Source organism: Pseudomonas sp. Irchel s3b6 (assembly GCF_900187415.1).
In the GTDB taxonomy this organism is placed as follows: domain Bacteria; phylum Pseudomonadota; class Gammaproteobacteria; order Pseudomonadales; family Pseudomonadaceae; genus Aquipseudomonas.
This window is the reverse complement of the sequence record NZ_FYDM01000001.1, coordinates 300333-315019: the sequence shown is the minus strand read 5'-3', so window position 1 is coordinate 315019 and position 14687 is coordinate 300333. Positions and strand designations below refer to the sequence as shown.

13 protein-coding genes and 2 tRNA genes are annotated in these 14687 nt (G+C 59.3%); 9 read left to right on the top strand and 6 right to left on the bottom strand.

From position 1 onward, the window contains the following. The first annotated feature begins 731 nt into the window (after positions 1-731). Together CKW07_RS01395 and CKW07_RS01390 are read left to right on the top strand one after the other, a co-directional pair. Positions 732-1973, top strand: a complete 1242-nt coding sequence (locus CKW07_RS01395; protein WP_095143244.1) for a molybdopterin-dependent oxidoreductase — start codon at positions 732-734, stop codon at positions 1971-1973. A gap of 11 nt (positions 1974-1984) precedes the next feature. Beyond that, complete coding sequence (locus CKW07_RS01390) at positions 1985-2605, top strand: c-type cytochrome (RefSeq protein ID WP_095143243.1); 621 nt, start codon at positions 1985-1987, stop codon at positions 2603-2605. A gap of 281 nt (positions 2606-2886) precedes the next feature. Here CKW07_RS01390 and CKW07_RS01385 read toward each other — a convergent pair. Continuing rightward, positions 2887-2963 (bottom strand) — tRNA-Val (locus CKW07_RS01385). A 183-nt stretch (positions 2964-3146) separates the two neighbouring features. Between CKW07_RS01385 and CKW07_RS01380 the strand changes: the two genes are divergently transcribed. Next, positions 3147-4430 carry an FAD-binding oxidoreductase gene (locus CKW07_RS01380; protein WP_095143242.1) on the top strand — a complete coding sequence of 428 codons (1284 nt, stop codon included), beginning with the start codon at positions 3147-3149 and terminating at the stop codon, positions 4428-4430. Positions 4431-4483: 53 nt separating this feature from the next. On the opposite strand, the gene CKW07_RS01375 is transcribed toward CKW07_RS01380, so the two are convergent. The 3 genes from CKW07_RS01375 to CKW07_RS01365 form a co-directional block, all read right to left on the bottom strand. Further along, entirely contained in the window at positions 4484-5692 is a 1209-nt protein-coding gene (locus CKW07_RS01375) for a DSD1 family PLP-dependent enzyme (RefSeq protein WP_176465264.1), read from the bottom strand. A gap of 74 nt (positions 5693-5766) precedes the next feature. Then, positions 5767-7107 (bottom strand): D-arabinono-1,4-lactone oxidase, encoded by a 1341-nt coding sequence (locus CKW07_RS01370; protein ID WP_256577010.1) that lies wholly within the window; start codon positions 7105-7107, stop codon positions 5767-5769. 73 nt (positions 7108-7180) lie between these two features. Beyond that, a complete protein-coding gene (locus CKW07_RS01365) occupies positions 7181-7582 on the bottom strand; it encodes a cytochrome c5 family protein (RefSeq protein WP_095143239.1) in 402 nt (133 codons plus the stop codon). 372 nt (positions 7583-7954) lie between these two features. Between CKW07_RS01365 and CKW07_RS01360 the strand changes: the two genes are divergently transcribed. After that, positions 7955-9580, top strand: a complete 1626-nt coding sequence (locus CKW07_RS01360; RefSeq protein ID WP_095143238.1) for an NADP-dependent glyceraldehyde-3-phosphate dehydrogenase — start codon at positions 7955-7957, stop codon at positions 9578-9580. 30 nt (positions 9581-9610) lie between these two features. Next, positions 9611-10690, top strand: coding sequence for an FUSC family protein (locus tag CKW07_RS01355; protein WP_256576999.1), 1080 nt, complete (start codon positions 9611-9613; stop codon positions 10688-10690). A gap of 7 nt (positions 10691-10697) precedes the next feature. Here the strand turns inward: CKW07_RS01355 and CKW07_RS01350 are convergent, their stop codons facing one another. Continuing rightward, positions 10698-11591 carry a DMT family transporter gene (locus CKW07_RS01350; RefSeq protein ID WP_095143236.1) on the bottom strand — a complete coding sequence of 298 codons (894 nt, stop codon included), beginning with the start codon at positions 11589-11591 and terminating at the stop codon, positions 10698-10700. 132 nt (positions 11592-11723) lie between these two features. Here CKW07_RS01350 and CKW07_RS01345 point away from each other — a divergent pair, with 132 nt between their 5' ends. Both CKW07_RS01345 and CKW07_RS01340 read left to right on the top strand, forming a co-directional pair. Next, positions 11724-12161: an Lrp/AsnC family transcriptional regulator gene (locus CKW07_RS01345; RefSeq protein ID WP_095079335.1), complete on the top strand. Its 438-nt coding sequence runs from the start codon at positions 11724-11726 to the stop codon at positions 12159-12161. A gap of 57 nt (positions 12162-12218) precedes the next feature. Further along, positions 12219-12548 (top strand): YceK/YidQ family lipoprotein, encoded by a 330-nt coding sequence (locus tag CKW07_RS01340; RefSeq protein WP_095143235.1) that lies wholly within the window; start codon positions 12219-12221, stop codon positions 12546-12548. Positions 12549-12604: 56 nt separating this feature from the next. Here the strand turns inward: CKW07_RS01340 and CKW07_RS01335 are convergent, their stop codons facing one another. Beyond that, entirely contained in the window at positions 12605-13276 is a 672-nt protein-coding gene (locus CKW07_RS01335) for a Bax inhibitor-1/YccA family protein (RefSeq protein WP_095143234.1), read from the bottom strand. A 124-nt stretch (positions 13277-13400) separates the two neighbouring features. On the opposite strand from CKW07_RS01335, the gene CKW07_RS01330 reads away from it, so the two are divergent. Then, positions 13401-13488 (top strand) — tRNA-Ser (locus tag CKW07_RS01330). 338 nt (positions 13489-13826) lie between these two features. Further along, on the top strand, positions 13827-14573 hold the full coding sequence (locus CKW07_RS01325) for a hypothetical protein (RefSeq protein WP_095143233.1): 747 nt from the start codon (positions 13827-13829) through the stop codon (positions 14571-14573). Positions 14574-14687 lie beyond the last annotated feature (114 nt).

The following is a 14687-nucleotide window of genomic DNA, read 5'->3' as shown; positions in this document are numbered from 1 at the left end:
AAACCGAACTGGAATCGCCCCTCCCCCTTGACCCGAAAATTCGATCACACCCCCGGATCGATTCACCTTCTGCGCTCCTGCCAGGTAAGCACTGATCGAAGAGACAGGTCGCACTGCTCGCCTGACCGCAAGGGCTAAGCTTGATGTGAGCCCAGTCAACTGCAAAACACCAGACCCGATACGAGCGAGGCTGCATGCGCTATTTGGTCATCTTCATCCTGGTCGTCTTAGTAATAATCCTCGGCCTTGCACTGTACGGCTGGTACCGCCATTTGCGAGATGATGAAGACTGACGGCTTGCGCATCTCCTCAAGCTACTCGCCATCCAGCCCACGCTTGAAGCCCTGCGCCTCAATCACGAAGTCGGCAATCCGGTCAGCTCAGTTAAGCGAACGCCGACCTTCGCAGAAGCCGTGGAACGATTGAGCACCGCCAGACGCACCTTCGCGGCCTCGTCCGGCACGTGACTACCCCACTTGTGCGTGTACTGCGCTCGCTCAAGCGTAACGGCCAGCGGGTGTCGGCAGCCGCTGTCATCAAATGCAAAATCACTGACGCTCAATGAAAAGCAATCGACTTGCGCATGACCATACTGGATCGCTCACCGAAGCCGAACAGCTGAGCGAAACTCCATTGACACATCAAATCCGATGCCTCTGCACCCAGCGGGGGGGGGGGGGCTTTGGTGACATCTCAGCAAAACAATCATAAAGAGCGAAGGAGAGCGAAGAATGAGGTTCCATTTTGTAGATAACAGCAAGCCGAACCGCCGACGCGTGCTACGTGATGCCTTTGTCTGGGCTTTGGCGGCCTCTCCGTTGGCACGCCTCGCTAAGGCAGGAGACGAAACCGCCGAAGAAGTCACCTTTGCATCCGGTCCACGACCGTTGGTGCAATACCCGCAAAAACGGCCGCTGACCCTGGTGACCACCCGCCCGCCACACCTCGAGACTCCGTTCTCCGTCTTCAACGAAGGGCCCATCACGCCAAATGACGCCTTTTTTGTGCGTTACCACTTGGCCAATTTCCCGACCCGTATCGATCCAGACAGTTACCGCCTGGCAATCAAGGGCTCGGTCAACACGACGCTGTCACTTTCCCTCGCAGACCTCAAAGCCCTGGCCGAACCGGTAGAGGTGGTGGCCGTCAATCAGTGCTCGGGAAACAGCCGCGGGTTCTCGATGCCGCGCGTATTCGGCGCGCAATTGGGCAATGGCTCAATGGGCAATGCCCGCTGGGTGGGCGTCCCGCTCAAGGTGGTACTGGAAAAGGCGGGCGTGAAAGCCGACGCCAGGCAAGTGACGTTCCGCGGGCTAGACAGGCCAGTGCTGCCGAGCACGCCGGAGTACATCAAGGCGCTGGACATCAACCATGCCATGGACGGCGAGCCCTTGATCGCCTGGTCCATGAACGGCACCGACCTGCCATTCCTCAACGGCTACCCAATACGCCTGGTGGTGCCAGGTTATTTCGGCACCTATTGGATCAAGCATCTGAGTGAGATCGAAGTCATCGACCAAACCTACGACGGCTTCTTCATGACGAAAGGTTACCGCGTTCCAGACAACGATTGTTTCTGCATCGCCCCCGGCACGACAGCTGCGCAAACGCAGCCGATTTCCAAGTTGCCGGTACGCAGCTTCATCACCAGCATCAAACACGGCGATGTGTTGCCACTGAAAAAGAGCGTGGAGCTAAAGGGCATTGCATTTGATGGAGGTGCTGGAATCAACAAGGTGGAAGTCTCGGTCGACGGCGGGAACAGTTGGCGCGAAGCCAGGCTCGGAGAGGATCTTGGCCGTTTTTCCTTCCGCCAGTGGACGCTGCCGATCACCTTCACCAGCAAGGGAGCCACACAGTTGATGGTGCGCGCCAGTAACAGTGCGGGCGAGACGCAACCGCTTCAAGCCGACTGGAACCCCGGTGGCTACCGCCGCCACGTCGTAGAAACCAGCCATGTGACCATCGCATGAGGGGCCCCTACATGAAACGCATGAGCGCCTTGCTGTGCGCGGCTCAGATTTGCGTGGCTACCCTGGCTTGCGCAACGCCGTTAGAAATCACGTTGCCGCCCGAAACGGCGGTACTCAAGCCCAGTGCCCTGCCCGGATACCCACTGGCGCAGCAGAAGTGTTCCACTTGTCATTCTGCCGACTACATCAACTTCCAGCCTCCGGGCATGAGCCTGACGCAATGGACTGGAGAAGCCAGAAAGATGCAGCAGGTATATGGCGCTCCAATCAGCGATCAGGATGTGAACATCATCGGCGCCTACCTGGCGGCGACCTACGGCAGCGCTCAGGCAAGCGATGCCGATGTGCAGGCTGCCTCAAGCCCCGCGGCACCTGTAGCCAAAGTCGACGCCATGGCATTGCTTCAGAGCAATTCCTGTCTGTCTTGCCACGCGATCAATCACAAGGTCGTAGGCCCGGCCTATCGCGAGGTGGCTACCAAGTACGCCAACGACCCGCAGGCTCTGGCCAAGATAATGTCCAGCATTCAGAAAGGTGGAACCGGCAAATGGGGAAACATCACGATGCCACCTTTTGCACAGTTGAGCCCAGACGATCTGCAAACCCTGGCGACTTTCGTGCTGAGTCAGTGATACCGATACGGTGTAAATAAACAGATTCCAGGCTCGCTGAGCTTTGTGCACAGAGCGGGAGTCTTGACTGGACCCGCAGGGATGGCGGCCGGGCCAGATGTTGACACATCCAGCCTGGCAGGCCTGAATCCCATCCCAGAACAAGCCGTTATCGGTGTTCAGATTGCCCAGTGTGAACGTACCCGAGATGTTGTGAACGTTGCGCAAGAAATCCAAGACAACAAAAAAGGGCCCACCTTTCGGTGAGCCCTTCTAGACCGCCCAGCAGAGCGGATTTTGTTTGGTAGGCGCGATTGGACTCGAACCAACGACCCCCACCATGTCAAGGTGGTGCTCTAACCAACTGAGCTACGTGCCTGCTGTGAGGCGGCATTCTACGGAATTCCGGAGGGGTGTCAACACCTTTTTTTCACCTAAGCCTATGAATATGCAAAATATTTAATTTTGGCCCCGCAAAGAAGCCATTCGGGTGGCTGGCAGTGGATTTTTAACTCAGGTAGGATCAGGTTAATCGTAAAATATATTAAACAGAGGTTGCAGGATGGCGCACATTCCCTATCCGGAGTCCTATTACGCCGCGTCGGCCAACGCCGCCCCGTTGCGTCCGTCGCTACAGGATGATGTAGAAACGGATGTCTGCGTCATTGGCGCCGGCTATACCGGCCTGTCCAGCGCCCTGTTCCTGCTGGAGAACGGGTTTCGGGTGACGGTCCTGGAAGCGGCCAGGGTTGGCTTTGGTGCTTCGGGCCGCAATGGCGGGCAGATCGTTAATAGCTACAGCCGAGATATCGACGTCATTGAACGCAGTGTCGGCCCCAAGCAGGCGCAACTGCTTGGGCAAATGGCATTCGAAGGCGGCAATATCATTCGTGAGCGCGTGGCCAAGTACCAGATCCAGTGCGACCTGAAGGATGGCGGCGTATTCGCGGCCCTCACCGGCAAGCAGATGGGTCACCTGGAATCACAGAAGCGTCTGTGGGAGCGCTACGGCCACACGCAGCTCGAGTTGCTGGACCAGCGCCGCATCCGTGAGGTCGTGGCCTGTGAGCAGTATGTCGGCGGCATGCTCGATATGAGCGGTGGCCACATCCACCCACTCAACCTCGCACTAGGTGAAGCCGCCGCCGTCGAGTCACTGGGCGGTACCCTGTATGAGCAATCACCCGCCCTACGTATCGAACGCGGCGCCAACCCGGTGGTGCATACCGCTGAAGGCAAGGTGCGAGCCAAGTTCGTGATCGTGGCCGGCAACGCCTACCTGGGCAACCTGGTTCCGGAACTCGCCGCCAAGTCGATGCCGTGCGGCACTCAGGTGATCACCACCGAGCCCTTGAGCGAAGAACTCGCCAAGCGCCTGTTGCCACAAGACTACTGCGTCGAAGACTGTAACTACCTGCTCGACTACTACCGCCTCTCGGGGGACCGGCGCCTGATCTTTGGTGGGGGCGTGGTGTATGGCGCGCGCGATCCGGCCAACATCGAAGCCATCATTCGACCGAAGATGCTCAAGGCCTTCCCTGAGCTCAAGGACGTGAAAATCGACTACGCCTGGACCGGTAACTTCCTGCTGACCTTGTCGCGCTTGCCACAAGTCGGACGCTTGGGCGACAACCTCTACTACTCCCAGGGTTGCAGCGGCCACGGCGTCACCTACACCCACCTGGCCGGTAAAGTCCTGGCCGAGGCCCTGCGCGGACAGGCCGAGCGCTTTGACGCCTTTGCCGACCTGCCGCACTACCCCTTCCCCGGCGGCCAGTTACTGCGCACGCCTTTCGCGGCACTGGGCGCCTGGTACTACGGCCTGCGGGACAAGTTCGACTTCTGATCTTCCTCTATAGTCGGTGCCCTTCAACCGGCACCGACGCAATGCTCCAGGGATCAGGAGTAGACCGGCCAGGTGTCGACGATCTTGCCGCCCCGCATCGCGATCATGTCGCCAAACTGCAGCAACACCGATTCGGTCTGGGTCGGACGCAGAAACACCTGGTCATCCACCGCCAACCCGACCGTCGCTGAACCATTGACCATCTCCTGATTGGAACTGCGGCCATAAAGGCCGTTGCTCTGCAAACCGGGCGGCGATTCGAACTCGGCCATCCAGTTGCCGCCATAGATGAAATAAGTCTCGCGCTGATTGGTGTCCCACCAGGAAAACAGCCGCGACTTGCCGTCCAGTGCCGGTATCTGCACGGCACCGGTGCGCTTCACGACCGGGGTGGCGATGTAGGCGGCCGGTACATGCTCGGCCAGTGACGGCAAATCGTAATGGGTGGGCTTGAGCATCGCGGTGCCTACCGACACTTCGCTGCTCAGCGACTCTTGCTCATGCATGCGGTAACTCGGGCTTCCGGCGGTGTTGAGCGTCAAGCCGTCATGCCAAAGCCCCGAAAACTGCTGCCGGGTGAAGTCCACGTAGCCGTTGTAGCGCGTCATGACCTTGGCGAACAGCTCGTCCGCCGTCCCCAGAATGCCTGGCACCCCCATGCCGACAAAGGGGTCATAACCCATGAAGCCGGCAAATTCCAGATGTTGCGCATTAGCACGAATCAGACCGAGCATCTGTCCCAGCGTGGCAGTGTCCGCCACACCACCGCGATGCAGGCCGACGTCCAGTTCAATGTTCACCCGCAACCGCGTCCCCAGCCCTTGGGCCAGGGCCAGGTATTGCTGCATGTGCTCGGGTGTGTCGAGCAGCCACTGCAACTGCCGCGCCGGGTCGAACGGACCTTTGTGCAAGCGATAGAAAAGCTCGGCCGAGCGAACCGGCAAAGGCTTGCCCAGCAGGATGTCGGATCCGGGAAACCGCTGCGCGTCATGATTGAGAAAGGGCTGATGAAACGACATCAATCGTTGCGTGCCCGCGCGCTGGCTGATGTAGGCCAGCAACTCCGGCGACGGCAGGGATTTCTCCACCAGACGCAGCTGTTTGCCGCCGCGCTTGACCGACTGCATCACCACGTCGATGTTGTGATCGAGCCGTTCCAGGTCAATCAGCAGCAACGGGCGCATCGGGCCGTTGCGCTGCAGTTCCTGGTTCAAGGCGCGAAAGTAATCGCTGTAGGGGCCGCCACGGTCACCGGGCCGCAATAGCGCTCCGACACCCGCCAGCAACGCGCCAATGCCCACTACACCTCCCAGGAAATTCCGGCGATTGATGGCCATCAGCTGACTCCCAGAATGGACGACAAATGGGCGTTCAAGAACTTTCCACCCGGGTCGAGCTGCTGGCGCACCTGACGAAATTCCTGCCAGCGCGGGTACAGTGCTTGCAGATTACGGGCATTCAAGGTGTGCAGCTTGCCCCAGTGCGGTCGGCCCTCGTACTTCCAGAAAATCGGTTCGATGGCGGCGAAGAAATTGTGATGATCCATCTGGTAGTGCTGGTGGACCGAGATCGAACAGCTGTCGCGCCCCTCGAACATGCTCAAGGCGATGTCATCGGCCTTGACGTAACGGTACTCGATCGGAAACCAGGTGCGCAGGTCCTTGTCGGCGATCAGCTTGATGATCTCCCGCAAGCACGCCGGGCCATGCTCGGCCGGCACCGAATACTCCATTTCGTTGAAACGCACGGTACGCACGTTGGCATAGATGTCGAAGGAGTCGCCCACCCGGTCATCGAAACTGGCGATATGCCGCATGTTATTGAGCAACATGCGCCGGGCGCCAGGAAAGTCGCTGACGTATTTGTCGAACTTCTCGATCAGGTTGACGAATTCGTTACCCCCCTCCTCCTCGGCGCTGATGGGCGGTGTCGCCGGGTCAACGGTTTCGTTGAGGGTCATCGACAGCGCGTAGTCGGAATGAGTCACCACCAGCATCTCCCAGTGCTGGTTCTCCCGGGTGTTCTTTTCCACGTCCTCCAACAGCTCTTCGGTCTTGGCAATCCACTGGTGCTCCCGCAGACGATAAGCCTGGCGGTTCTGCATGCGCACCTTGGTCACGACCCCCAGCGCCCCCAATGACACGCGAGCGGCCTTGAACACCTCGCTGTTGCGGGTGCTGTCGCAATCGAGCACCTCACCCTGGGCCGTCACCAACTGCAAACCCGTCACGTAGCCAGAGTAGGACTGGAAGTGTTTCCCGGTGCCATGGGTCGAGGTGGCGATCGCCCCGGCCAGCGTCTGGTAGTCGATGTCTGCCATGTTGGTGAGCGCCTGGCCGACCTCCTTCAATGCCGGGCCCATGCGCGACATCGGTGTGCCGGCGCCAAACTCGGCCTGCAGGGTGTTCGGGTCATCGCCCAGTAACCCGGTGAAGTTGCTCAGCGACAGCAGCGTGCCGTCGGTGGGCACCAACGCGCTGAACGAATGGGCAGAGCCCACCGGGCGCACCTTGCCGGTGGCCTTAGCGATAACCCCGGCCAGTTCGTCCAGATCCCTGGGCGCCAGCCGTGCCTCGGGGAGGCAGCTCTGGGCACCCGACCAATTGCGCCAGGGAATCACCCGCGGCGCGCGCATCAGTTCGGCCATCACCGAGTGGCTGCCCAAGGCGCCCAGCATGCCTGCAAGGCTGGCCCGTTGCAGAAGCTGACGTCGTGTGAGGTGCATGGTCATCAATCCCACCTTGTGATTGTTATTGGAGTGGTTGGCCAGACATGAAACCGATCAGCGCCAGGAACTCGCTTTCGGAGCACTGCATGCACATCCCCATCGGCGGCATGCCGTTATGACCGTTGATGGTGTGGTCCAGCAAGGTGTCCGCACCTTGCGCGATGCGGGGTTGCCAGGCTGGCAGGTCGCCCGTCAGCGGCGCACCCGAGGCCGGGTTGGCATGGCACAACTTGCAACTGGTGTCGTAGGTACGCGCCAAACCGGCATCGACAGGCATGGCACTGGCCGCTGCCGTGCGCGAGGCGTTGCTTTCTGGTTTATCGCCACAGCCACCCAACGCGCCAAGCACCACCAGCAACGCGGCCATCCGGCACACACCACCGGGATCAGTTAACCGTCGCCCGAATCGAATCGTTGCCCACATAGCTTTCCCCACGGGTGCAGCGCCTATTGCCCGGCGCATTCTGGTTGTCATGACACACCGCTGAACTCTATGCCAGTCATCATGGCTGGTTGAGGTCATTGAGGGTCAGCAAGGGGGACTTTCGAGGCCACGCGTATGGCCACAGACAGGCAGCAAAGCACCCGCACCACGCTACGACCGCCGGAAGATTCGTCTACGCTTGCGACACCACACCACACCTCAACCCCTCTGCTCTGCCCTTCGCCGGACGTTTTCAGTTAAAAAAACCTGCCGTTAAGGCGTATAACCCATAGAGCACATTCTTGACTGCAAGCCGCCTGACAGCCGAGCGTCTTCAAGCCGCCTTGCACACAGCCAATACGGGGTAGCCTCATGAGTACCGAACACCTCCTCAGCACGTTGTTTCCTACTGCCGCCCAGATCCCGGAGCCATACCGCCCGGGCGAGCCGCTTGAGCAACGCGAGTACCTCGTCGAAGGCCAGTTGAAAATCTGGAGTGGCCCCCTGGCGGCGGTCCGCAGCCCGGTGTACCTGGCCGGCGAGCAGCAGGATGAACAAGTGATTCTGGGCAGCACACCGCTGCTGGATGCCGAGACCGCACTCACCGCCCTCGACGCCGCCGTCCGTGCCTACGACCGCGGTCAGGGCAGTTGGCCCACCATGCGCGTCGCGGAACGCATCCAGCATGTCGAAGCCTTCCTCGCGCGCATGCGCGAACAGCGCGCGGCCGTGGTCAAGCTGTTGATGTGGGAGATCGGCAAGAACCTCAAGGACTCGGAAAAAGAGTTCGACCGCACCTGCGACTACATCGTCGACACCATCAATGCCCTCAAGGAGCTCGACCGTCGCTCCAGCCGTTTTGAACTGGAACAGGACACCCTGGGCCAGATCCGCCGGGTACCGCTGGGCGTTGCCTTGTGCATGGGGCCTTACAACTATCCGCTGAACGAGACCTTCACCACGCTGATCCCGGCACTGATCATGGGCAACACCGTAGTGTTCAAGCCGGCCAAGCTCGGCGTGCTACTGATTCGTCCGTTGCTGGAAGCGTTCCGCGACAGCTTCCCGGCCGGCGTGATCAACGTGATCTACGGCAGCGGCCGTGAGACCGTCAGTGCCCTGATGGCCAGCGGCAAGATCGACATCTTTGCCTTCATCGGCACCAACAAGGCCGCCAGCGACCTGAAAAAGCTTCACCCCAGACCCCATCGCCTGCGCGCAGCATTGGGGCTGGACGCAAAGAACCCCGGCATCGTGCTGCCCCAGGTTGACCTGGACAACGCCGTCAACGAAGCCGTCACCGGCTCGCTGTCGTTCAATGGCCAGCGCTGCACCGCGCTGAAAATTCTCTTCGTGCACGAAGACGTGGTCGATCTTTTTATCGAGAAATTCAACCAGAAACTCGCCGCCCTCAAACCCGGCATGCCGTGGGAAAGCGGCGTATCGCTGACCCCGCTGCCGGAGTCGGGCAAGGTCGATTATCTGCATGGCCTGGTGGACGACGCGGTCAGAAAAGGCGCCAACGTGGTGAATGCCAACGGCGGACAGGCGCGCGGTTCGTTCTTCTATCCGGCGGTGCTGTACCCGGTCACCACGGACATGCGCGTGTACCAGGAGGAACAGTTCGGCCCAGTGGTGCCGATCGTGCCTTATCGTGATCTGGATACGGTGATCGACTACGTGCTTGAGTCAGACTTCGGTCAGCAGTTGAGCCTGTTTGGCACCGATGCCGCCGAGGTCGGGCGACTGGTCGATACCTTCGCCAATCAGGTCGGACGGATCAACATCAACGCCCAGTGCCAGCGCGGCCCGGATACCTTTCCGTTCAACGGGCGCAAGAATTCGGCCGAAGGCACGTTGTCGGTACACGATGCCCTGCGCACCTTTTCGATTCGTACGATGGTGGCGACCAAATTCCAGGAGAGCAACAAAACGTTGATCAGCGACATCATTCGCGGCCGGGAGTCGAGCTTCCTGACCACCGACTACATTTTCTGACATCAGCGCCGAGGGAAATCTGCCAACCCGATGACGACCTTTCGATCATCCCGAGTGTCACCGTTGCTGCGGCGCCTGCTACGCCCGGTCCTGGACCCGTACCGGCGCTACCGCAACGCCCGGATCATCCACGCCGTTCGGGTATCGCTGGGGCTGCTGGCGACCATCCTGCTGACCACGGGGATCAACCTGCCCCACGGCGAATGGGCATCGGTGACCATGCTGGTGGTGATCGGCGGCTTGCAACACCACGGCAATATCGGCAAGAAAGCCGCCGAGCGGGCCTATGGCACCCTTATCGGGGCGGGCGTGGGCTTGCTGCTGGTGGTGCAGCACGCCTGGCTCGGCCTGCCGTGGCTGACCTATTTCGGCATGTCGGTGGTCTGCGGATTTTTCTCCTACCACGCCATCGGCAAGGGCGGTTATACCGCCCTGTTGTCGGCGATCACCGTGTTCATCGTCGCCGGCCATGGCGACAACCCAATCACCGATGGCCTGTGGCGTACGGTCGACATACTGATCGGCATCGCCCTGGCCCTGGCATTTTCCTTCGCCCTGCCGCTGTACGCGGTCTATTCCTGGCGCTACAAACTCGCCAGTGCACTGCGTGACTGCGCCAGCATCTACAGCCGGATCGTCAGCGGCCAGTCGGTAACGGACGACCACTACCTCACGCTGCTGGGCCGTCTCAATGGCGTGATGGTGCAACTGCGCTCACTGATGCCTTCGGTGTCCAAGGAAGTGCGGATATCCATGACGGAACTCGATGGCCTGCAACGCAACCTGCGGATGTGCATCAGTACCCTGGAAATCCTCGCCAACACCCGCCCCGATGCCCGCGATGCGCAGGCCATGGCGCAACTGCAATGGGCATTGAAAGCCGAACACCAACAGATACGACGGATGCTGATCGGCATGGCCCGCGCCCTGCAGTCCGGTACTACCCAGCGCCTGGAGCGCACCCTCGATGAGCCGGTCGCGCCAACCGCCATGGACGAACCGGTGTACAGCGCCCTCGACGGCTACCGGTTGCTGACCCGGCAACTGGCCGCCAATCTGAGCGACATGAGCCAACGCCTGGTGAAGACTGCACCGCACTGGAAGATTTGAGGCCCGGTCATTGCGTCACGGCCTTGCGCACCCCACTGCCCCAGCCCTGTTGCATGCCGGCAGCGGCCAGCAGAATCGCGATCACGCCAATCCATTGCATCAGCTCAAGCTGATGACCGAAGGCCAGCCAGTCGACGAAGATCGCCGCGATCGGATAAATAAACGATAGGGCGCCGGTCATTGCGGTCGGCAACTTTTGAATCGCCCCGTACAGCAGTACGTACATCACCCCGGTGTGCACGACACCCAGGGTCAACAGGCTGGCCCAGGCACCGGGCTGTTGTGGCAATGCGGACAAGTTGGCCCACGGCGCCAGCAACAGTACGCCGGTGCAGACCTGAATCAGCGCAATCAAATGGGGTGGCGTACCGGTCAGGCGCTTGATGATCAGCGCAGCAAAGGCGTACAGCAGCGCGGCCCCTAATGCCAGGCCAATCCCCAACAGGTACTCGCCCCCGCTTTCGCCCTGATCGCCATGGGCGCTGACAATCGCCAGCATCCCGAGAAACGAAACCCCCAGCCAGAACAGCTTTTGCGCGGTGATTTTCTCGCCGAGAAACAGCGCCGCCAACCCCACCAGCATGAACGGCTGAACGTTGTAGACCGCCGTACCGATGGCAATCGAAGCCCTGGAATAGGAGGCAAACAGCAACACCCAATTACCGACAATGGCCACCCCGCTGAGCACGGCGAGCAGGAAGGTGGTGCGGGTGAGAATGCCGGGGCGCAAAAAGCCGAACCCTGCGCAAATCAGCAGCAAGGTTCCCGCGCCGAACACGCAGCGCCAGAACACCACGTCCAGCACAGGCTGGCCGGAAACCAGCACGAACCATCCGATGGTTCCGGAAATCAGCATGGCGGCGGTCATTTCCAGCGTGCCGCGACGTAAGGTGTTATCCATGATCAGGCTCCTCGAGGTGAGCCCAAAGTATGCCAATCCTCCCCGGCCACTCTCCATGGCCAAATGCAGGCTAAACTGTAAATTCACCTTTATTACCAAGGCAGATACGAGTATTTGCCTAACGGGGCGGGTATGACTGACGACATTGACCAACTGCTGATCGCGGCCCTCATGGAGGACTCACGGCGTTCGCTCAAGGCCCTGGCACAGATCAGCGGCCTGTCGTCCCCCAGCGTCGCCGAGCGCCTGCGCCGGCTTGAAGAACGCGGCGTGCTCAAGGGTTACACCGTCGAGATCGACCCCAAGTGTTTTGGCTATCAGCTGCAAGCGATCGTGCGCATTCGCCCGCTGCCCGGGCAACTGCAGAATGTCGAACGGCAAATCCAGGCCATTGCCGAGTTCACCGAATGCGACAAGGTCACCGGCGATGACTGCTTCATCGCGCGCTTGCATGTGCGCTCGATGGAACAACTGGACACCCTGCTCGACCGTCTGAACAGCTACGCCGAGACCAACACCGCCATCGTCAAGAAGACACCGGTCAAGCGCCGGCTGCCGCCAATGGCCTGAGTGCTGTTTTGACGCAAAGCGGGTAGATTGGGTGTTTTCCGGCGAAGGATTGACGGTATGAAAACACAAGCAATGGCCCTGACAGCATTGCTGCTCGCAGGATGCGGCACCATTCAGACGGTCGTACGCAGCGACGAGGCCGCGGCAAAGAGCCTCAAGGAGCAGAAAAGTTACTGCGGCGCCGTGCCACGTATCTACAGCGGCGTTACCTACGATTTCTGCACCCTGTACGCCCCCCTGAAAGAAGGCATCGACGCGCAAAAACACGACAACGGCACGATTGTCGTATTGATAGACGCGCTCATTTCCGGTGTTCTGGACACCGCGCTGCTGCCCTACACCGTCTACCGGCAACAGGCTGACGGCAGCATCATCGTATCCGAATGACCGCCCCTGAATGACAAAAACCCGCCGAAGCGGGTTTTCTGGTTCAAGAGCAGCGATCAGTCATCGCGGCTCATGATGCCGAACAGCTGCAACAAGCTGACGAACAGGTTGTAGATCGATACATACAGGCTGATGGTCGCCATGATGTAGTTACGCTCGCCGCCATGAATGATGGCGCTGGTCTGGAACAGGATGCAGACCGAAGAAAACAGCACGAAGCCCGCGCTGATTGCCAGCTGCAGCCCGCTGATCTGGAAGAAGAAGCTCGCCAGCGTTGCCCCCAGCAGCACGAAGAAGCCAGCGGTAATGAAACCACCGAGGAAGCTCATGTCCTTGCGGGTGATCAGCACATAGGCCGACAGGCCACCGAATACCAGCGCGGTCATGGCGAACGCGGAACTGACAACTTCAGCGCCACCCTGCATGCCCAGGTAGCGGTTGAGAATCGGGCCGAGCAGGAAGCCCATGAAACCGGTCAGGGCGAACGCCGACACCAGGCCCCAGGCCGAATCACGAAGCTTGTTGGTCAGGAAGAACAGACCATAGAAGCCGATCAGCACCACGAAAATGTTCGGGTAACCGACACGCATCTGCTGCGCGACGTAGGCCATGACACCGCTGAATGCCAGCGTCAGGGCGAGTAAGCCATAAGTATTGCGCAGGACGCGGCTAACCTCTAGCTGCTCGGCCTGCACGCTGTTGTTGACTGCGTAATCCTGTTCGCGCATGGCGACACTCCTGTAGGTTTGAAACGTTCAGTGGCAAAGATCATAGCAGACGCCTTGTAACAAGCGATGCAGAGAGTTTGACAGTGTGTTTCATTCAGGTATTATGGCGCCCGCAACGCAATACGGAGGTGTGGCCGAGTGGTTTAAGGCAACGGTCTTGAAAACCGTCGACTGTAACAGGTCCATGAGTTCGAATCCCATCGCCTCCGCCATATTTGTACGTTAGAGCCCTGATTATTCAGGGCTTTTTCGTTTCTGGGGTTTGTACTTTCCTAGCAGCCCCTACTGGTCGTTTCCGCATCTTTTCGGCTATTTTCACCCCCTCTCGCTCGAAAACCCGGCAGACCCCAGCGCGTCTTTCGCCCCCCTTCTTTGGCCTCCTGCCAACCGTCCTCCCTCAAATCAAACCTGACAAAAACGAGGCAATAAGGGCCAAAAGCCACCCTCCTGGCCAGCCCTTCTCGACAAGCGATCCAGCACTTGAAAAAAACCGACTATCGTTGTAATTGATCGGTCCACGACGGACCGGCGGCACGCTCATGGAGTTCTGATGAATAGGACCAATTTTGCTGCTGTTGTCACGACCTTCCTCGCGGGAACCACACCGACACTCTCAAGTGCCGCACCTCCTACCGACCCTCTCCTTGTATTCGGCGTTCTGGGAAGCTACAGCGAACTCGAATTCAAAGGCCCTGCAAACACTGACATCGATCGAATGCCGGAAGGAGGATTATTTCTCAACTATGGCAACAAAATGACTGCTCGGACCGGTCTTGTTTATCACGGTGAAATCAGCGGGCAGTACTCTGAAAAAGATGGTCAGAGAGTAAAGGATGGCCAGTTCGACCTGGACTTTGGCTGGAGGGTTGCGCTGGATGAACGCAATTTTATCGATGTTCTCCTGGGCGGAGGATACAAATGGAATCGCTTCGATCCGGGCTATAACAAGTACGACATTAATCTCACCAGCCGCACACCGTTCATTAAAGCGGCGGCTGGCTACAACCATCAATTCAGCCAGACAACCCTGCGCTTTGAGGTGGGCGTTCGAAAGATCATGAATGGTGAATCACAGCTCGAAATCCATGACGTCAACAACGAGACTTCCGACCTGAAAGACACGACCAATCCTTTTGTCGAACTGAGCTATCTGTTCAATCAGCAAGGGACGTATCCCCTTGTAGCCTCCCTCTACTACAACCGCTTCAAATATGAGCTGGATAGTCAATTTGAGGAGACCGATTATGACCAGCAGACCCGGGATGAGTACGGCGTCAAAATCGGTCTTGCGTTTTAATGGTGCCTTCAAGCCTTCAAAGGCCGATGCCCTTGCTTGACCGAAACGACAAAAAGAATCGCTCATTAGCCCCGACAAAGGGGCTAAGGAGTCAATAGCCCGCTTATCAGGCCG